Source organism: Ornithinibacillus bavariensis (assembly GCF_018333235.1).
Classification (GTDB): Bacteria; Bacillota; Bacilli; order Bacillales; family Amphibacillaceae; genus Ornithinibacillus; species Ornithinibacillus bavariensis.
In genome coordinates, this window is record NZ_BORP01000001.1 from 340535 (window position 1) to 359828 (window position 19294).

The 19294-nt window shown below is 36.6% G+C and carries 17 protein-coding genes; 7 read left to right on the forward strand and 10 right to left on the reverse strand.

From position 1 onward, the window contains the following. The first annotated feature begins 33 nt into the window (after positions 1-33). Positions 34-3537 (forward strand): helicase-exonuclease AddAB subunit AddB, encoded by a 3504-nt coding sequence (addB, locus tag KI338_RS01705; RefSeq protein ID WP_212919241.1) that lies wholly within the window; start codon positions 34-36, stop codon positions 3535-3537. After that, the gene (gene addA, locus KI338_RS01710; RefSeq protein ID WP_212919242.1) at positions 3530-7258 is read left to right on the forward strand and encodes a helicase-exonuclease AddAB subunit AddA; all 3729 of its coding nucleotides are present in this window, start codon (positions 3530-3532) and stop codon (positions 7256-7258) included. The genes addB and addA overlap by 8 nt, the downstream gene beginning before the upstream one ends. Positions 7259-7308: 50 nt before the next feature. On the opposite strand, the gene KI338_RS01715 is transcribed toward addA, so the two are convergent. From KI338_RS01715 to KI338_RS01745, 7 genes are all read right to left on the reverse strand, one after another. Then, positions 7309-7527 (reverse strand): spore germination protein, encoded by a 219-nt coding sequence (locus tag KI338_RS01715; RefSeq protein ID WP_212919243.1) that lies wholly within the window; start codon positions 7525-7527, stop codon positions 7309-7311. A gap of 69 nt (positions 7528-7596) precedes the next feature. After that, on the reverse strand, positions 7597-7983 hold the full coding sequence (locus KI338_RS01720; protein ID WP_212919244.1) for a spore germination protein GerPE: 387 nt from the start codon (positions 7981-7983) through the stop codon (positions 7597-7599). Positions 7984-7996: 13 nt separating this feature from the next. Further along, positions 7997-8176: a spore germination protein GerPD gene (locus KI338_RS01725; protein ID WP_212919245.1), complete on the reverse strand. Its 180-nt coding sequence runs from the start codon at positions 8174-8176 to the stop codon at positions 7997-7999. Next, positions 8177-8776: a spore germination protein GerPC gene (gerPC, locus tag KI338_RS01730; RefSeq protein WP_212919246.1), complete on the reverse strand. Its 600-nt coding sequence runs from the start codon at positions 8774-8776 to the stop codon at positions 8177-8179. A 95-nt stretch (positions 8777-8871) separates the two neighbouring features. Continuing rightward, entirely contained in the window at positions 8872-9072 is a 201-nt protein-coding gene (locus KI338_RS01735) for a spore germination protein GerPB (protein ID WP_212920016.1), read from the reverse strand. A 15-nt stretch (positions 9073-9087) separates the two neighbouring features. Beyond that, the gene (locus KI338_RS01740) at positions 9088-9300 is read right to left on the reverse strand and encodes a spore germination protein (RefSeq protein ID WP_212919247.1); all 213 of its coding nucleotides are present in this window, start codon (positions 9298-9300) and stop codon (positions 9088-9090) included. 259 nt (positions 9301-9559) lie between these two features. Then, on the reverse strand, positions 9560-10753 hold the full coding sequence (locus tag KI338_RS01745) for an ornithine--oxo-acid transaminase (protein WP_212919248.1): 1194 nt from the start codon (positions 10751-10753) through the stop codon (positions 9560-9562). A gap of 222 nt (positions 10754-10975) precedes the next feature. On the opposite strand from KI338_RS01745, the gene KI338_RS01750 reads away from it, so the two are divergent. The 5 genes from KI338_RS01750 (at position 10976) to KI338_RS01770 (ending at position 15596) form a co-directional block, all read left to right on the forward strand. Continuing rightward, positions 10976-11341, forward strand: coding sequence for a YisL family protein (locus tag KI338_RS01750; RefSeq protein ID WP_212919249.1), 366 nt, complete (start codon positions 10976-10978; stop codon positions 11339-11341). A 143-nt stretch (positions 11342-11484) separates the two neighbouring features. Further along, positions 11485-12981, forward strand: a complete 1497-nt coding sequence (locus tag KI338_RS01755) for an alpha-amylase family glycosyl hydrolase (RefSeq protein ID WP_212919250.1) — start codon at positions 11485-11487, stop codon at positions 12979-12981. 104 nt (positions 12982-13085) lie between these two features. Next, positions 13086-14609 (forward strand): PstS family phosphate ABC transporter substrate-binding protein, encoded by a 1524-nt coding sequence (locus tag KI338_RS01760; RefSeq protein ID WP_244853279.1) that lies wholly within the window; start codon positions 13086-13088, stop codon positions 14607-14609. Between the two features lie 104 nt (positions 14610-14713). After that, positions 14714-15130 carry a DUF1801 domain-containing protein gene (locus KI338_RS01765; protein WP_212919251.1) on the forward strand — a complete coding sequence of 139 codons (417 nt, stop codon included), beginning with the start codon at positions 14714-14716 and terminating at the stop codon, positions 15128-15130. A gap of 58 nt (positions 15131-15188) precedes the next feature. Beyond that, positions 15189-15596: an NUDIX hydrolase gene (locus KI338_RS01770; protein WP_212919252.1), complete on the forward strand. Its 408-nt coding sequence runs from the start codon at positions 15189-15191 to the stop codon at positions 15594-15596. 43 nt (positions 15597-15639) lie between these two features. Here the strand turns inward: KI338_RS01770 and yppF are convergent, their stop codons facing one another. The 3 genes from yppF to fakB all read right to left on the reverse strand — a co-directional run bounded on the left by yppF (position 15640) and on the right by fakB (position 19231). Beyond that, positions 15640-15825, reverse strand: a complete 186-nt coding sequence (gene yppF / locus KI338_RS01775; RefSeq protein WP_212919253.1) for a YppF family protein — start codon at positions 15823-15825, stop codon at positions 15640-15642. Between the two features lie 139 nt (positions 15826-15964). Then, positions 15965-18223: a beta-propeller domain-containing protein gene (locus KI338_RS01780; protein ID WP_212919254.1), complete on the reverse strand. Its 2259-nt coding sequence runs from the start codon at positions 18221-18223 to the stop codon at positions 15965-15967. 147 nt (positions 18224-18370) lie between these two features. Next, positions 18371-19231 carry a DegV family protein gene (gene fakB / locus KI338_RS01785; RefSeq protein ID WP_212919255.1) on the reverse strand — a complete coding sequence of 287 codons (861 nt, stop codon included), beginning with the start codon at positions 19229-19231 and terminating at the stop codon, positions 18371-18373. Positions 19232-19294 lie beyond the last annotated feature (63 nt).

Consider the following 19294-nt stretch of genomic DNA (forward strand, 5'->3'; position numbering starts at 1 on the left):
GGAGTTTTTTTCATTAGTGAGGAGGGCGTTTAGATGGGGCTCCGATTTATTATAGGTAGGTCAGGAACTGATAAAAGTAACTATGCATACAAAGAAATAAAAGAAAAATCAATAGGTAACCCCCAGGGTCCGCCGATTTTTTATATTGTTCCAGATCAAATGACCTTTGAACAGGAGTATGCCTTGTTCCGAGACCGAGGATTTCAAGGGAGTATTCGAACACAAGTAACAAGTTTTTCCCGTTTAGCTTGGATAATTTTACAGGAAACGGGAGGTGCTACAAGGAAATTTATTAGCTCTGTAGGAATACAGATGATGCTACGAAAAATTATTGAGGAAAAAGAAGGGGATTGGCAGGTTTTCCAAAAAGCAGTTGAGAAACAGGGCTTTTTGAATCAGCTTGAGAAAATCATCACGGAATTCAAGCGATATGACATATCTCCAGAGGCCCTACTTGCACAAAGACATTGGGTAAATCAATATGCTCATAAGGAGCCAGGGGAGGTTTCTCTAGTACAAAAACTAGATGACCTCCATTTTATCTATGAAAAATTAGGACAAGCATTATCCGGTCAATATGTTGATAGTGAGGATCAATTGAGTCTTTTAGCGGAGAAGATAGAAGAGGCAAAATCTCTAGAAGGTGCGGAAATCTATTTTGACGGATTCCACCGGTTTACACCAAAAGAATTAGTAGTAGTAGAAACACTACTAAAAAAATGTAAGCATGTGACAGTATCATTAACAGTAGACCATGTGGATAGTCCAATTATTTCTGATTTAGATTTATTTCATCAGACAAAGGAAACCTATCAAACCTTAAAGCAAATTGCTGAATTAAATGACATTAAAATAGAGGATCACGTAGTTCTATACCCTGAGGATAGTGGATTTCAGAATAGACCGTATTTCATTCACTTGGAGCGTTATTTTGATGTGCGTCCGGCAAGAGCTTTTCATGGTGATGCTCCTATACTCCTTGCAGAAGCAGTGCATCCACGAGCGGAAATTGAAGGGGTTGCACAGGAGATATTGCGATTAGTTCGTGAAGAAAATTACCGCTATCGGGATATAGCAGTATTGATCCGTCAAACAGAAACATATCAGGATATTATTTCAACTATTTTTGAGGATTACCATATCCCTGTATTCATTGATGAAAAACGGACGATGTTAAACCATTCCTTGATAGAGTTTATACGTTCTGTATTAGAAGTAGTGGAGGCCAACTGGCGGTATGATGCAGTTTTTCGTATGCTGAAGACGGGATTTATTCCAGCTACTGATAAAGAATATCCTTTAACCAGTGATGCAATTGATGAGCTAGAAAACTATTGCTTAGAATATGGAATTAGGACAAGAAAGCAGTGGCTAAGTAAGGATGATTGGATTTTCCAGCGATTCCGTGGCTTTGAGCAAGCAACACAGACAGATATTGAAAAGGAAATGCAAATACGAATCAATCGCTATCGTAAGCAGGTGATACAAGCTCTAGCTAGCTTTGACGAAGCTATTAGAGCCGCAGAAACTATACAGGAAATTTGTTTAGTCCTGTTTACCTTATTAGAGAACATAGGGGTATCAGCAAAACTTGAGGAAATGAGAACCTACTTTGATGAGAGTGGTCAACTAGAAAAGGGACGTGAACAGGAGCAGGTCTGGAATGCCATCATTGATCTATTGGATGAAATGGTGGAGTTGTCAGGAAGTGAAGGGATGTCCTTATCGACCTTCCGTGTTACGCTAGATGCAGGGCTAGAAACGTTAAAGTTTTCCCACGTACCTCCAAGCATCGACCATGTAATTGTTGGAACCATTGACCGTTCGCGAATTAGTGGAATCAAATGCTCATTCTTAGTAGGTGTTAATGAAGGGGTATGGCCATTAAAGCCCCCATCAGATGGAATGATTAACGAGGTGGAGCGTGAATTATTAGCATCGAGCGGAATGAAGCTTGCGGATACAAGTAAAAGACAGCTTTTAGATGACTGGTTCTGCATGTATTTAGCCTTTACATCTGCTTCTGATTATTTGTGGGTTAGTTATCCGCTAAGTGATGAGGAAGGAAAAGCGAAAATGCCGTCTCAGCTAATCAAACGGATGGAGGATATGTTTCCATCCTGTAAAGAGCATCTTCTATTGCAGGATCCGGATGAGTTATTTGAAGCAGACCGTTTTATTACTACGCCTATTAAAACAAGATCTGCGCTCACAACTCAGCTAGCTAGAAGTAGAAAAGGATACCCTGTAAAGCCTGTATGGTGGCATGTCTTAAATTGGTACATGGAGAATCATAGTAAGTATGATACAACGTACACCATATTACAGAGTTTATATTATGAAAATACACCAACAAACATGGATACAGCAACAGTTGAACAACTATATCCGAGAGAACTAACGGCAAGTGTTTCTCGATTAGAAACTTATTACAGCTGTTCGTATCAGCATTTTGCAAAATATAGTTTAGGGTTAAATGAACGAAGAACATATAAATTAGATGCACCAGATATTGGGAACCTTTTTCATGAAGCATTGAAAATGATTACCGAATGGATACAAGAAGAGGGACGAGATTTTGCCATTTTATCTAAAAAAGATACCGATGCTTATGCAGAACGTGCAGTTACGACCCTTGCTCCAATATTACAACATCAAATTTTGCACAGTACCAATAGGTATCAATATATTCAATACAAGTTACAGCAGGTAATTGCACGAGCAGCCTATGTCCTCAGTGAACAGGCAAGATTAAGTCATTTTTCACCTGTTGGTTTAGAGCTTGGCTTTGGTTCTAAGCATGATCGATTAAAGCCTGTTACATTAACATTACCAAACGGATATGAGATTAGGCTTCGCGGTCGGATTGACAGGGTAGATAAAGCAATCAATCAAGAGGATTTATATTTGCGAATCATCGATTATAAATCTAGTGCAAGAGGACTAGATATGGTGGATGTATACTATGGAATTGCTTTACAGATGCTTACTTATCTAGATGTTGTCTTATCCCAATCGGAGAGCTGGTTAGGAAAAAAAGCGACACCAGCTGGTGTACTTTATTTTCATGTACACAATCCGATGATCACAGGTGATTCCCGATTGTCTGATGAAAAATTAGAGGAAGAAATATTTAAGAGTTACAAAATGAAAGGCTTATTGATTAATAACGAAGAAGTTATTCAGATGATGGATACATCTCTGAATACTGGATTTAGTCAAATTATCCCAGCTGGTTTGAAAAAGGACGGAGCATTCCGTTCTGACTCTAAAATCGCAAGTAATGAGACATTTCAAGACTTACGGAATCATATTCATGATCTCATGTTACATGCTGGGATTGATATTACGAGTGGAGCTGTTCACTTAAATCCGTATCAAAGAAAGCAAAAGGTAGCTTGTACATTCTGCCCGTTTCTATCTGTATGTCAGTTTGACACCTCCCTTGAAACCAATCATTTTAGAAGATTGTCCGAAATGAAAGAGGATGAGGTATTAGAGAAACTAAGAGAAAAGGAGGGGGATATCAATGGTTAAATGGACAAAAGAACAAGAAGCAGCTATCTATACGGAAGGCAGTGATGTATTAGTTGCAGCAGCAGCAGGTTCAGGTAAAACGGCAGTACTTGTAGAACGAATTATTCAAAAGCTATTAAAAAAAGAAAACCCAGTTGATATTGATTCCCTTCTCGTTGTAACGTTTACAAATGCTGCTGCACAGGAAATGCGAAATCGTGTTGGACTTGCCCTAGAAAAAGCATTAGAACAAGATCCAACATCAGTTCATTTAAAAAAGCAATTATCCCTTTTACAGCGTGCATCGATATCAACACTACATTCCTTTTGCTTAGATATCGTGAAACAATATGCATACTTACTCGACATTGATCCAAGTTTTCGCATTGCAAATGATATGGAAGCAGATCTTATGCAGCAAGATGTTCTCGATGATTTATTTGAGGACTGGTATGGAAAAGAAGGGGATGGCCAGGAGAAATTTTTTCAAGTAGTTGATCGTTTTTCTGGAGATCGAAACGATGTGGATGTAGAAAAGCTAGTTCTATCACTTTATAATTTTGCAATTCAAAGCCCATGGCCAAATGCATGGCTCGATGATTTAGCTGCAGTTTATCAGATTCCTGAAAATTGGTCAGAGGATCAGTTACCCTGGTTACAAATTATTAAACGGGAACTAAAGGATACGTTTAGCGGTATAGAACAAGAAATGACTCATGCGCTTAAATTAACGAAGGTAAATGACGGCCCATATCAATATACGGAAACGATATTAGCTGATATGGAAATGCTTAAGCAAGCAACTTCTTTATTAGATAAATGGGAAGAGCTTCAAGTATTTATGACAACCAATGATTTTTCTCGACTCTCTACGAAAAAACAAGATTGCAATGAAGATAAAAAAAGTAAAGTGAAAAAGCTGCGTGACAGCTACAAGGCTCGCTGGAACAAGGTGAAAAGTAACTGGTTTAATCGTAATCTTGTATCACATATAGAGGACATGAGGGAATTAGCTCCAGTGGTGAAATCACTTACAGAAATTGTGAAGGATTTCATGGAACGATTTACTTTGGCGAAGCGTGAGAAAGCTGTTGTAGACTTTTCAGATTTAGAGCATTTATGTTTGCAACTATTAATCGAAGGAGAGACATCTACGATAGATGCGCCAAAGCCATCGAATGTAGCAAAAAATTTGCAGAAACAATTTAGTGAACTATTAATAGATGAGTATCAGGATACAAATCTAGTACAAGAAACTATTTTAACTTTGATAAGTGATCAGGTAGGAGCTGGAAACATGTTTATGGTAGGCGATGTAAAACAGAGCATCTACCGCTTTAGACATGCAGAGCCATCTCTTTTTATCGATAAGTATAAACGTTTTGCTATGGAAGGTAGCTCAAGGACTCGAATTGATTTGGCTAGTAATTTTAGAAGCCGTGAACTTGTATTGATAGGTGCTAATTATATTTTTAGACAGATACTCGATGAGAATCTTGGAGAAATAAACTATGACCAGGATGCAGAGTTAATTTACGCTAATAAAATGTATGACAATTTGCCATTGGCAGAACCAAATCCAGAGCTTATTATAATTGACAGAGAGATGCCTGAAGAAATAATGCAGGAAGATGAGGATGCAGAGGAAAATTATCAGGATCTAGAGTATGCTCAGCTTGAGGCGAGGGTATATGCGAAGAAGATAAAGCAATGGATTGGAACGCAAGGTAAAGCACCTCTTCAGGTTGTAGATAAAGCAACGGAAAAGCTCCGGGATGTACAATATCGAGATATTGTTATTCTCTTACGTTCCATGACATGGGCACCTACAATTGTCGATGAGCTAAAAAAACAAGGAATTCCTGTTTATGCAGAGCTTTCAACTGGATATTTTGAAGCAATCGAAGTGAAGATTATGATGAATCTTTTAAAGGTTATTGATAATCCTAGACAGGATATTCCACTTGCTTCTGTTCTGAAATCACCAATTGTTGGGCTAAACGAAAATGAACTAGCCAAGGTACGACTAGCAGACAGACGCGATTCGTATTACGCGGCTGTAGAGAAGTATCTTCAAGAGAACGAGGATCCAATATCGATAAAATTAGTTCGTTTTACAGAACTGCTCGATCAATTCCGACTTGCTTCAAGACAAGGAGCATTGTCGGAATTGATTTGGCAAATTTATCGTGAGACAGGATATTATGACTTTGTTGGGGGAATGCCTGGTGGTAGACAGCGGCAGGCAAATCTAAGAGCATTATATGACCGTGCAAGAGGCTATGAGAATACTTCCTTCAGAGGATTATTTCGCTTCCTTCGTTTTATAGAGCGAATGGAGGAAAAGGGAGATGATCTTGGAGCAGCAAGGGCATTAAGTGAACAGGAAGATGTCGTTCGGATTATGACGATTCATAAAAGTAAGGGACTAGAATTCCCGGTTGTTATTGTTGGGGCAATGGATAAGCAATTTAATATGCAAGACTTAAGACAAAATTATTTGTTGCACAAAGACCTAGGATTTGCTTCAAAATACATTGATCCCGCGAAAAGAATAACATACCCAACCTTGTTCTACCATGCGTTAAAAGAAGAAAAAAGGCGAGAGCTACTTGCCGAAGAAATGCGTGTACTCTATGTAGCATTAACAAGGGCAAGAGAAAAGCTTGTTATGGTTGGAAATGTTGCCTCCTTTACAAAGAAACAGGAAAAATGGGAGTCTATTATGGAGCATTCAGAGTGGATACTTCCAGCTCATTTTCGTATCCGTTCAACCTCTTATCTAGATTGGGTTTGCCCTGCACTCATGCGACATCACCAAACAGAGGCTTTACGTACAGAGGAAGTGTTGGATGCTGTGTTAGAAGAAATTCGCGTTGATCCATCTGAATGGGAAATTACAATTCTTCATGGAAGTGAACTTACGAATGATGAAGAGGAATTAGTGGAGGAAGACGTAAAGTTAAAAGAAAAAATTAACATGTGGCAACCGATAGAATTAGATAGTTCAACCATGGATCACTTTGTTAATGAACGATTGTCTTACCAATACCCTTATACAGAAGCAGCACAGTCAAGAGCAAAGCAAAGTGTCACAGAGATTAAGCGCCAGCGACAAATAAAGGATGAGTATAGTGCAACTCAAATACTACAACCATTTCAGACACCTATAGTAAGAAAACCATTATTTTTGCAAAAGGAAAAGTCACTTTCCGCCGCTGAAAAAGGTACAGCAATGCATACAGTAATGCAGCATCTACCCTTTAAAAGAAAGATGTCTGAAGAGGAAGTTTTTGAATTTGTAGAAAAGCTAGTAGAACGGGAGATTCTGAGAAGACCAGAAGCGGATGGAATTGATGTGAAGGCAATAGTGGAATTTTTTGATACAGAAATTGCTGAACATATGCTAACCGTTGAAACACTATATCGTGAAGTACCATTTAGTATTACACTTCCTGCCAGTGAGGTCTATGCTAATTGGCAAAGCGAGACCGATGAGCAGGTGCTAGTACAGGGAGTATTTGATGTGTTAATACCATCTAATAATGGTTGGATAATCTTAGATTATAAGACAGACTTTATTGAACAAGAGGTCACTGATAGAGTTATACAAAAATTGGTGAACCGATATAAGGTCCAGCTAGATTTATACCGGCATGCACTTGAAACCATATGGAAAGCTCCAGTTAAGGAAACGTATCTATACTTCTTTAGCAAACAATTATTAGTAAAAGTATCATAAAAGAAAAATCCGTCTCTTCAAAAGATCCTTTCCTTTTAGAGACGGATTTCTTATGCATTGGCCGTTTGATTTTGATCATTGACATCTGGGTCAATAGGATTTGTTAAGTTTGCCCCTGTATTCGTATTAATGAAGTCCCCAGTGTTGAAAGATCCTGAGCCAGCAGATGTTTTAGACGAGCTTTTTGGAGAAAGATAAAAAGCATCCCCAAAGTTTACAACACCGCCACCTACACTATTAATTTTGATTGGTCCGACAATTGATGGCATGTAATACACCTACTAAAAAAATAAGAATTTACTTTAAAATATGACAAAGGATGAAAATACGTGTATTTTCTAGTCCATATTTTCTTCTTCTTGTTTAATTATTCGAATATGTTTTATTCTCGATTCCGCATTAATATAATCAATTCCACCAAATTGGATTCCAGCTGCTTGAGTTACCGCTTGGATCGATACACAATTTACAGAAATGATACCGTCATGATGGTTGTTTTTTGAGACTACTGGTATCGGTTTCTCTATCCACTTTGCTGGTAGCTGAAAAATGGGATAGTAATGAAAATGGACATCATAGCTTGTATTCCATACATTTCCTTCTCGTTGCACAGCGATAGCTTTTGACCTTGGTGAAAAATTAACGGTGTCTCCAATGTTAAATATTCCACTAAAGGTCATCGTATTTAAATCCACTTCTTTAATTTGAACTAGCCGGTGTAGCATAGGTATCACCCCATTATGTTTGAGGAGCTAGTGGAACTAAAGCCCCAACAATATACGATTCTGGGGGAGTATCAAAAAAAGAAGATAATTTCATTTCCTTATTATCTCCTATTAGGAAAACAGAGGATGAGGCAACTGCTTCAATACCGACATTACCAACACATATTCCCCAGTTATGCACCTCAATATTCATCTAGTCCTCTCCTTTTTCAGTATTAGATTTTGCCATGAATCGTTCTAAAGAAAGGTAAATCTCTTTTTTTATTTGATCAGCTATATAACTCTCGATTTGACTCGGATCTGTCATTTGTTGCTCTCTAGCCTCTTTATCATAAAACTTTACCCTGTCAGGAATTTGACCTAACATATCATGGATCATATCTCCTTCCAGTCTTTTATCAACTGGTTTATTGTACTGTTTAGAAAGACGTTGTATTATTGCTGGACCCTGTTCATTGACAAATCCGTAAAGATTAGGGATAAGGGATTGCTGATAAATTGCTGGTAGTGTTGGGTTATTCTGTACAGTTGGATTTGGTATATTTAAATCATCAATATTTGCAAGCTCCTGAGGAGATAATCCGATATGAAGTGTTCCTTCCAAACGTTCAATTTTCAGCTGATCAAAATGGTATTCGATCCTATCAATTGAAGTACCACTATTTGCTTGTATTTGTTTCTCCAATTCATTAATTCTCTCTTCAAGCAATTTAATTTGTTGATTCTGATTTGCTGCAATTTGCTGCAGTTCGTAGACATAATTATAATTGTTGTTCCATCCATACATATTCATTTCTTTATTCCCCTTCACTAGTACCATTTAGCCCATCTGTTATGTGGGCTAATGCCTAAATTATCTTATGCAGTATGTTAATAGTTGTGCAATTTTTACCTTGCTAGGGGAACTATTGGAATTGCTTCTTCCTCTATTTCTGCTGCTTCAGCAGGTTCCGTATATCCACCAGTGTTATAAAGCTCGGACCTTGCCTGAATTGCTCCACTACTACCAATTTGTAAAACAGATGAGTTAGCTATGGATCCAACCTTTATTAGATTGATATGGATGGATTGGTGAACCGTAATATTCATCATATTCACTCCAATTTATTTGGTCTCCTGGTCGATAATATCTTTATCATATACATAATTATAAGAATTACTGATTTGAACACGTGTCCCATTACCTGTATTAAAAGATCCACCACCAGTATATGTCTTCGCTGAACTCACTGGGTTTATAGAAAATACATCACCAATATTAAATACTGCAGATGATGAAACGTTGTTTACTTTTACAGCTCCTACATTCGCTGGCATATGAATCCTCCTCATAGTTAGTTTATGTTGGATTGGAGAATTGTTGAAGGGTGTGAATGAGATAATCATTCATCTAGTAGTCAAGAGCGATGAGCCTGTTAAACGGGAGAATACGCCAGACTAAGGAAAGTATGCACCCCAAGAAATAAAAGAGATACCTCCATATATAGAATGCATGTCAATAATTCAAACGATGAATCCAAAAATTAAAAGCACATGAAAAAAATGCCGCACATAGTATATATGCGGCATCATACAGTTAACCCTTTAGTACATCTTTAATTTGTTCGATTGCCCATTGTAAATCATCTTGTTCAATAACTAATGGAGGTGCAAAACGAATTACGTTTTCATGCGTTTCTTTGCATAATAGGCCTTTTTCTTTTAGCGCTTCACAATAAGGTCTTGCAGATTCGGTTAGTTCAACGCCAATAAATAAGCCTTTTCCTCGTACTTCTTTAATCTTTGGATTGTTAATGCTTCTCAATTCACTCATCATATAGTTCCCAAGCTCAAGTGAGCGTTCGGCTAAATTTTCTTCTAATAGAACCTCTAGGGAAGCAAGGGACACTGCACATGCAAGAGGATTTCCACCAAATGTAGAACCGTGTGATCCAGGATTGAATACTCCTAAAATATCTTTATTTGCTACTACACAGGAGATTGGCATTACACCACCACCAAGTGCTTTACCAAGTATATACATATCTGGTTCAACGGCTTCCCAATCACAAGCAAACATTTTACCAGTACGGCCAAGACCTGCTTGAATTTCATCGGCAATGTAAAGAACATTATTTTCGTTACATACTTCATATGCTTCTTTTAGAAAACCTTCTGGTGGAATTACGATACCAGCTTCTCCTTGAATTGGTTCAAAAAGGAAACCAGCTGTATTTTCAGTAATTGCAGCCTTTAATGCTTCGATGTCACCATAAGGAATAAGTTTGATACCTGGTAGCATTGGCCCGAAACCACGTTTGTATTCAGCCTCTGAAGAAAGCGAAACCGCTAACATTGTTCGACCATGAAAGTTTCCTTCACAGGCAATAATTTCAGCTTTACCTTCAGGAACACCTTTGACTTCATAAGCCCATCTACGTGCTGCTTTTACTGCAGTTTCAACAGCTTCTGCACCAGTATTCATTGGTAATGCCATATCCTTATTTGTAATTTTACATATTTTTTCGTACCATGGTCCAAGCTGGTCGTTATGGAATGCACGGGAAGTGAGTGTTACTTTTCCTGCTTGTTCGATTAACGAATCAATAATCTTCGGATGCCTGTGTCCTTGGTTTACTGCTGAATAAGCACTAAGCATATCCATATATCGATTTCCTTCAGGATCTTCAACCCAAACACCCTCTGCCTTTGAAACTACTACCGGAAGTGGGTGATAGTTTTTAGCACCGTAAGTATCCGTTTGTTTCATAATAGATTCACTTAACGTCATAAAAAATCCCTCCTATATTAAAAATGTAACATAACTATGAGATTTATTAAACAGATTTTGTTGTTCCTGTTGGAAGCAAGGACCACGTGTCTAATCCATCTTCCTCATGAATAAAAACGTCAGTATTTGTCAATAATTTTTCATATGTATTAGTTAACGGACATGGTATGATAGATTAGAAGTAGTATGACCCTAAATTTCATAATACATAGGAGGAATAGAATGAATACACATTTACATGTTACTGCATGGGTTCTGGCATTCATACTGTTTTTTGTTACATTAGTTCTACATAAACAAGGAAAAGACAAAGCAGCAAAAATTGTACAAATGATACTTCGTTTAGATTATTTAATAATCTTAATTTCTGGTGGACTACTAATCAAGAATTACTTTAATGGTAGCCCGATGATGGTAGAGGCAATTATCAAAGGGTTGGCTGGTATTTGGGTAATTGCTGCAATGGAGATGACATTAGGTAAAACAAAAGATGGTGACTCCGCTACGGCTGGATGGATTCAATTAGTTATTGCGTTTGCAATTACAATTGCTTTAGGATTCTTCCGTTTACCAGGCGGTTTTATGTAAAAAAAATGGAACAGTCTTTTCAGCTATTTGTCTGAAGAGACTGTTTTTTTATGGAGAATTATTTACAAATTAGATGTTATCATTGACTATTTGTCTGAAAGGTTAATAATAGAAAAGAATGACAAAAAAGTTGGAGGAAAAAAATGAAGAAATTTATTATGCTAACATCAGCAATTCTATTATTTACATATATATTTCCAACTATAGGATATGCGAAAGGTAATGACATACAGGAACAAATAATCTATTCCATTTTGGTAGACCGATTTAATAATGGTGACCATGCATTTAGTGAAGAGGTTCGTTTAGATGATCCATATGCTTTTCATGGTGGGGACTTAAAGGGGATACAATTAAAACTCGATGACTTAAAGGATTTAGGTTTTACAACAATATCCTTATCTCCAATTATGGAAAATGCAACAGATGGCTATCACGGTTATTGGGTGGAAGATTTCTATTCTGTTGAAGAACAATTCGGGACGATTGAGGATCTGAAAGCATTAGTACGTGAAGCACATAAACGAGATATGAAAGTAATGATTGAGCTTGTGAACAATTATGTGGCGAGCACAAACCCAATTGTTACCGACACTGCTAAATCAGACTGGATAGTATCAAACAAGAGAGTTGATTCAATGAACGAACCGTGGCTTGATAGTGTCATTGTATTAAATCAATCTAATCCAGAGGTTCAGAATATGCTAATTGATGTGGCAAAATATTGGCTTCATGAAACGGATATAGATGGATTTACATTACATGCAGCAGACCAATCGAATTCTGTTTTTTTGGAGAGACTCACCAATGAACTTAAGACAGAGAAACAGGATCTGTACATAGTTGCGAATGTTCTCTCGGATAAGACACCCGATGCTCTCCTTCAAATACCTTCAATAGACGTGGTAGAAAATCCGGAGCTATCGAAGAAAATCGTAGAGGTATTATCTCATGTTGATTCTCCCGTTTCTGACATTTTTCATACTTGGCAGGAACTTGGGAATAGGAACGGACTTATTTATGTTGATAACAAAGTCATGGATCGATTTGCACAAGTTGCAGGTATGAATGGAAGAGATGATGTAAATACGTGGCAGCTTGCCTTAGCATACATGTTAACTAGTCCTGGTGTAACTTCTATCTTTCAGGGTTCAGAGATTCCAATGTATGGTGTTGGTTTAGAGGAAACAGAGAAGCTGGTAGATTTCAACAGTGGAGACCCCGATCTAAAGGAAGTCTATTCGAAAATATTATCTTTAAGAACTAATTTTCCTGCTCTCCAATACGGGGATACCGAATTAGTGGGATCAGATCATGGGATGCTCGTATTTAAACGGACTTATAAGGACGAAACGATGTATATTGCTATTAATAATGATAGTGTACTTCGCTCTGTTTCTATTACAGATTTGGATTCAAACTTACAACTACGAGGACTTCTTGGCGATGATATTGTCCGACAATTAGATAATGGCGAATATAAGATTGGCTTAAAACGGGAATCAGTTGATGTATACATAGTTGAGGAAAATACTGGAATAAATTGGGCTTTTATTGCTCCAATTGCCATTGTTCTTGTTTTATTTCTTGTAGCAGTTATTTATTTAGGATGGAAACAAAGGAAACAGGAGAATGATTAAGAGATAGCAGCATTGTTCTGATGCTGCTTATCTTATATTGTAAGTGTTATGAACATTCTGTATAATTGATTTACGCTATGTAATACTTTTGGGGGGGAATATATGTGAAGGATTCTATTGGTTTACGAATATTTCTATTTATACTAGTTACTACTACAATATCTATCTTCACGTACATGTTGTCTTTCATTTCAATGGTTTTGGGTGGGGGCAATTTTTACATACCTTTTTTTATCTTGTTTGCAATAGGGATCTTATGTTTTATTTTTAATGGATTCTTTCCATTTGTGCAAGGGAAAAGGCTCCGAAAATATGTCATTAGTTTTTTTACGATTGCAGTAATTTCTGTTGTTATTAATGAAGGGATCAATGCATATGTTAGAGGAATCCCTACCATGAACACGGATCTTGATCTGTATGATTATCAGCCATTTAAGAATGGTACAAAGGCGGTAACCTTAGACGAACCTTCTTTCTTTCAAATAGAAGGGGACCTTCCGATAATTGACGGAGCAACTGCTATTTATCCCGTATACGCTGCCTTTGCACAAGCCACTTATCCAGAGAAGGATTATGATGTGTACGATAGTGAAATCATGTCCAATAGGACCCCTTATGCCTATGAAAATATAATTTATCAAGACGCTGATATAATCTTTGCACTAGCTCCGTCCGCTGAGCAAATTGAACAGGCCCTTAATTCCGGGGTAAACTTAACCTTAACTCCAATTGGAATGGAAGCGTTTGTTTTCTTTGTAAATTCAAAGAATAGAATAGATAACTTAGCATTAGAGGAAATAAAAGGAATATATTCAGGGGAAGTAAAGAATTGGAAAGAATTAGGGGGGGAAAATGATTCTATTAGAGCGTTTCAACGACCGAATAACAGTGGTAGTCAAACGGCTCTCCAATTATTGATGGGAGATACAGCAATTATGAATCCACCAAAGGAAGATATTGTTAGTTTAATGGGTGGGATTATTGAGGAAACAGCAGATTATAAAAATTTTAAAAATGCAATAGGATATTCTTTTCGAAACTTTTCAATGGAAATGGTACAAAATAAATCGATTCGCCATCTAGCCATTGATGATGTATATCCAACAATAGAAACAATAAAGAGTGGAGAGTATCCAATAACCTATCAGATATATGCTGTGACAGCTGGAAGTACAAATCCGAATATACAACCTTTCAAGGAGTGGATATTGTCCACACAGGGACAGACTATCGTAGAGAAAACGGGTTATGCACCAATCCATGAGGAAGAAGAACATGCATTATATTCTATTCTAACTGATAAGATTTATCGTGTTCTACTGGAAGAGGAATATGTTTTACCATCACAGGAGATTGATGCACCGACTCTAAGAAGAAAGTATCTTATCCTCAATGGGAAACAAGGTGAATCTTATACCTATTCAGAAATGGTGGTGTTAAAGTCACAAATAAAGGATTTTAATGATGCAAAAAATTACTTAGCAGCTACGAATCCTAAGGCTTTACGTCTATTACCGAATACGATTGTGGATGAGAGTGTCCTATTAAAGTGGCAGAAAGAAGGGTATAATCCTGAGCAAGAATACTGGGAGGAATCACCTAAAGGGCTAACAATGGAAGATATATAAATTAATAAAGAAATAACTCACAGGTCTTATCGAGTAGCTAAGAAGTTTCAGAAAAGAGCTGGAGGAGAGTGTTAAAAGGAAAGTATAAAACTAGGAGGATTACGATGTACGAATTAAAAACAAAAGAAAATGATGGAAGCGTAATAGAGTTTATCGAAGCAGTTGAAAATCCGAGAAAACGGGAAGATGCTTACCAATTATTAGATATTTTCACAAATACAACAGGATATCCTGCGAAGATGTGGGGAACAAGTATAATTGGGTTTGGCGCATACCATTATAAATATGCTTCGGGACATGAGGGAGATGCACCACTGGTTGGTTATTCTCCACGCAAAGCTAAAATTAGTCTATATTTAGCTCCGGGTGACCAGAATCGTGGTGAGTTGCTGGAGAAATTAGGGAAGCACACGAGTGGTAAAGGTTGTATATATATTAATAAGCTTGCTGATATCGACACGAAGGTATTGGAGAAACTAATCCAGCATTCCGTCAAATTATTGCAGGATACGTATTCCTAAGTACTTGGTTTTCTAATAGTTATTATTAAAATTCAATGTCTGAGTAGAGAGTGTGCTAATGAAAAAATGGTTTGGTTCAGCAGCGATTTGTGTAAATGATAATTATGAAGTTTTGATGGTAAGAGCAAAAGAATCCGATACTTGGGAGGTCCCATCGGGTAGTATAGAAGAGGGGGAAACCCCTGAAGAATGCTGTGTACGTGAAGTAAGAGAGGAAACTGGATATACAGTTGAGGTAAAAGAATTATTATTTGTTAAAACAAGCGTGATAGAGGAAGTTAATGTCAAAGCTCATTATTTTCTAGTAGAAATAGTTGGTGAAAGTACTGGCATAGAGGATCCGGACGAAATAATAGATGAAGTAGACTGGAAATCCTTATCCGAAATAGTAAAACATAAACTTACGTATGCTGAAGATGAAAAAATATTAGCGAACATAGTAAAAAGCCAGATGTTACATGGTTAACATCTGGCAGTTAGGATTGTCTATACCAGTTTATTTATAGCAATTATATTAATTCATGAGCCGAGGTTGCACCTTCTTGATGAAGAAGATTAAATATTTCACGGTATGATTTTATATCAATTTCTTCTGCAATATATTTTCTTTGGAAGTAATCTAGTAGGTCGTTTAATGTCTTCGGTGATTCTTTGCGTTCAGCCTCGTATATTGTGATTAATTCGTGTATTAGCATATCCTATCCTCCCTCATGTATAATAACCAATTACAAACTTATAAAAAATATATGTATCAACTGGAAAAATCATGCTAAGTAAACAAGTTTTAAAGTACATTAAAAATAGAGGATGCTATTTATGCATCCTCTATTTAAATTATCGATCATAGCTTATATCAGGTAAATTAACGGACTGGATTACTTGTTTTTGCTTTAAATCAAAAGCTTTCATTTGATTGTAGGAGAAGGTATATAAGGTATTATCTACAGCAACTAATCTCCTAATTTCAGCTTCCCATTCCGGATATTCTTCTGCATTCTTTTGGTGTGTAATTTTATCGACTAGCTCAATTCCATCTTCAGGTGTAATTTTGAAGAGTAGTGCACCTTCAAATGTAGGGAAGTACTCCTCAAAAGCATAACCATCTTTGGTAACTAGCTTTGTTTCCGATAGGGAAGCTGGGAAACCATAGAGATTTTCAGTTGGATGCTTGAATAATACCTTATGATTGTGTAACAGCTCAGAGTACGAGCCTCCCTTACCAACTACCTTACTATATTTTTCCTTAGGGTTCGTTGGATCACTCACATCAAAAATTGAAATTTTGATTCCTTCTGTTCGAATTAATGGTTCTTGCATACCTTTCTCTTTATAAAGTGTTGTATCTTGCCCAAACCCAATGACATGGTTCTCATCTAAAGGATGTAAATAGTTACTAAACCCAGGAATCTTTAGTTCACCAAGTACCGTAGGATTTTTAGGATCCTTTAAGTCAATGACAAATAACGGGTCTACTTGTTTAAAGGTAACCATATATGCTACATGATCCATAAAACGCACACTATAAATGCGTTCCCCTTCTGCTAAACCTTCAACAGATCCTAATGGTTTTAAATTCATATCAAAAGTATATATATTATTGGTTGACTTTTGTTGTTCATTTATCGTTTCACCTTTTGTCGTTGCTACACGGAAGGTATTATCTCGCTCATCCATAGCAAATTGGTTAATTAATGTTCCTTTTACTACAGTTGATGTGTTGTACTTTAATTTTCCATTCTTAATTTGGAATTGAGTTATTTCAGTATCCACGTCTTGAGGACGCCAAATCATAATTTCTGCGGATTTATCGGTTGTATTATTTGTACTCTTTTCGACTTCTTTATATTTATTTACTGCGATATATAGATTTTTTTGGGACATATAGATTTGGTCTGAAGCCCCTAAGTACGTTTCTATATGTGCTTCCTTTTCCATATTATTTAGATCAATAGATGTTAAGATTAAAAACTGTTCGTCGTTACTTTCGGGAAAGAAATACATATTTTCAAAATCAACTGGTTTACTTTCCTCACTTAATGTGCTGTCTTTTATATATGGCCTAATTTCTATATCCTCACGTGTCTCTAAAATATGGTAGGGTGGAATTTCATTTGCCATTAAATAAAGATATCCATCTAGGATTCTTGAATTGCTATAATACCCTTCAACGCTTACTTCACGTAATTTTGTTGGCTCTTTAGGGTTTTTAATATCATATATATTTATTGCCGTTTGACTGTAATAGATTGGTTCTGGTATACCTATTCCTTGAGTTGAACTGTCTTGGGTATCCTTTGGGTCGGGTGTTTCTCTAAGTGGTTCAGCTTTTTCTCCAATCGCAATTAATAGGTCATTGTACAAATAGATCTCTTTTGGAGAAAATCCATTTGTTTTAATCATACCAAGAACCTTACTATTCTCTTTGTTTGCAGAGGTAATAATAATATCCCCATCCCTGACAAAGAAAATAGATTTTCCATTTGTCTTGATAATGTCTGCTTCATCTACACCAGCTACTTGGACGTTAGTGGATGAGGTACCACCGCTATCATTGGTACTTTCTTCAGAGCTAGCGGTATCCATTTCGGTATCACTACCTGCAGATTCTTTCTTGCTATCAAAAAGTTCAACTCCTATTTGCTGATCTTTCTTTATTTGATCTTTTAATAAAGAGACAAGCTGTTTTTTATCCTTTATCTGCGTTAGTTCAGCTACCGCAGTAAAATCATATGAGAATCTTTTAGACAGGTTTTTCCCTGATGCAGTTTTGACATTTTCGGAAATGGTAATCGTGTATTTTTCATCTATACTGTAGCCACTTTTAGGTGCCCTTATAATTAAAACTGTGTAAGAATCGTTCCACTCTAAATCGGTTGCTACACGCTTACCGTTTTTCTTTTTAACTATCACAGTTTCATTTGTAAAGGTGTCTGGATCCATTGGCTTGGTAAAATGTACTGTAAAATCCTTCTGAGTTGATACGTAGCTTGTAGAGGAAGGAATCTCTGCAACTATTTTATCTGTAAAGACAAAAAAACAGATTGCCCAAATACCAATAATACCAAATATACTAATTAACCCGATTTTTTTCATGTTTTCACCTCATTTAATAAGGAATTGTTTTCCTATAACCTTAAGACGAAGTTTTATTATAATATGTTTCAAATTTCCTTTGCATAATAGTAAATTCTTTCGAAAAAAAACTGATCCATTTTTAGCAAATGAATCAGTAATGTGTAATCATTTATAATTTTTATTTAAAAAGAATAGTGCAAGTGTTCCAGGACCGGAGTGAGCACCGATTGCTGAACCGACATATTCGATAACAAATTCTTTTACACCGAACTTCTCTTTAATCATGTCGGCAAGCTTTTCAGCACGCTCTAAATCATCACCATGGCTAATTCCAATAACTTGGTTTTCAAAATTTCCGCCACGTTCCTCCATGATTTCAATCATACGTCCTAATAATTTCTTTGACCCTCGCATTTTTTCTAGTGGAATTAATTTTCCTTTTTCGACATGGAGGATTGGTTTAATATTCAATAAAGAACCAACAAATGCAGCTGTTTTACTTACTCTACCACCACGATATAGATATTCTAAATCATCCACAGTAAAGATATGCTCCATATTTAGTGAGTGGTTTTTTACTTCTTCGATAATTTCCGCAGCTGATTTTCCATCCTGCGCCATTTTAGCAGCATGAAGTACCACAAGTCCATAGCCGATGGAAGCACATTTGGTATCAATTACGTAGATATTTGCATCTGGATATTCTTCCTTTACTTCTGACTCCATCATTTTTGCTGTTTGATATGTACCAGATAACTCAGATGAAAAAGCCAAATAAATTAATGTTTGTTTAGACTCTGCATAAGAGGTGAAAATAGATTTAAACGTCTGTGGCGAAACCTGCGATGTCTTTGGTGACTTACCAACACGCATTGCATCAAAAACATTCTTAGGCGAAATCGTAATACCGTCTTCATAATCCTTGTCATCCAGATGAACAGTTAGTGAGACCATTTCCATGTCATATTTCGTGAAGTATTCCTTTGTAAGATCACTTGCCGAATCTGCCATAATTTTAATACTCATCTTATCACCTTCATTCCCCATAAATAATTATATTAAGTTTAGTTTATAGCTATAATGAGATAT

Coding starts and splice junctions, on each gene's coding strand:
- addB (WP_212919241.1), top strand. CDS start 34: ATGGGGCTCCGATTTATTATAGGTAGGTCAGGAACTGATAAAAGTAAC.
- addA (WP_212919242.1), top strand. CDS start 3,530: ATGGTTAAATGGACAAAAGAACAAGAAGCAGCTATCTATACGGAAGGC.
- KI338_RS01715 (WP_212919243.1), bottom strand. CDS start 7,527: ATGCCATCAATTGTCGGACCAATCAAAATTAATAGTGTAGGTGGCGGT.
- KI338_RS01720 (WP_212919244.1), bottom strand. CDS start 7,983: ATGCTACACCGGCTAGTTCAAATTAAAGAAGTGGATTTAAATACGATG.
- KI338_RS01725 (WP_212919245.1), bottom strand. CDS start 8,176: ATGAATATTGAGGTGCATAACTGGGGAATATGTGTTGGTAATGTCGGT.
- gerPC (WP_212919246.1), bottom strand. CDS start 8,776: ATGAATATGTATGGATGGAACAACAATTATAATTATGTCTACGAACTG.
- KI338_RS01735 (WP_212920016.1), bottom strand. CDS start 9,072: ATGAATATTACGGTTCACCAATCCATCCATATCAATCTAATAAAGGTT.
- KI338_RS01740 (WP_212919247.1), bottom strand. CDS start 9,300: ATGCCAGCGAATGTAGGAGCTGTAAAAGTAAACAACGTTTCATCATCT.
- KI338_RS01745 (WP_212919248.1), bottom strand. CDS start 10,753: ATGACGTTAAGTGAATCTATTATGAAACAAACGGATACTTACGGTGCT.
- KI338_RS01750 (WP_212919249.1), top strand. CDS start 10,976: ATGAATACACATTTACATGTTACTGCATGGGTTCTGGCATTCATACTG.
- KI338_RS01755 (WP_212919250.1), top strand. CDS start 11,485: ATGAAGAAATTTATTATGCTAACATCAGCAATTCTATTATTTACATAT.
- KI338_RS01765 (WP_212919251.1), top strand. CDS start 14,714: ATGTACGAATTAAAAACAAAAGAAAATGATGGAAGCGTAATAGAGTTT.
- KI338_RS01770 (WP_212919252.1), top strand. CDS start 15,189: ATGAAAAAATGGTTTGGTTCAGCAGCGATTTGTGTAAATGATAATTAT.
- yppF (WP_212919253.1), bottom strand. CDS start 15,825: ATGCTAATACACGAATTAATCACAATATACGAGGCTGAACGCAAAGAA.
- KI338_RS01780 (WP_212919254.1), bottom strand. CDS start 18,223: ATGAAAAAAATCGGGTTAATTAGTATATTTGGTATTATTGGTATTTGG.
- fakB (WP_212919255.1), bottom strand. CDS start 19,231: ATGAGTATTAAAATTATGGCAGATTCGGCAAGTGATCTTACAAAGGAA.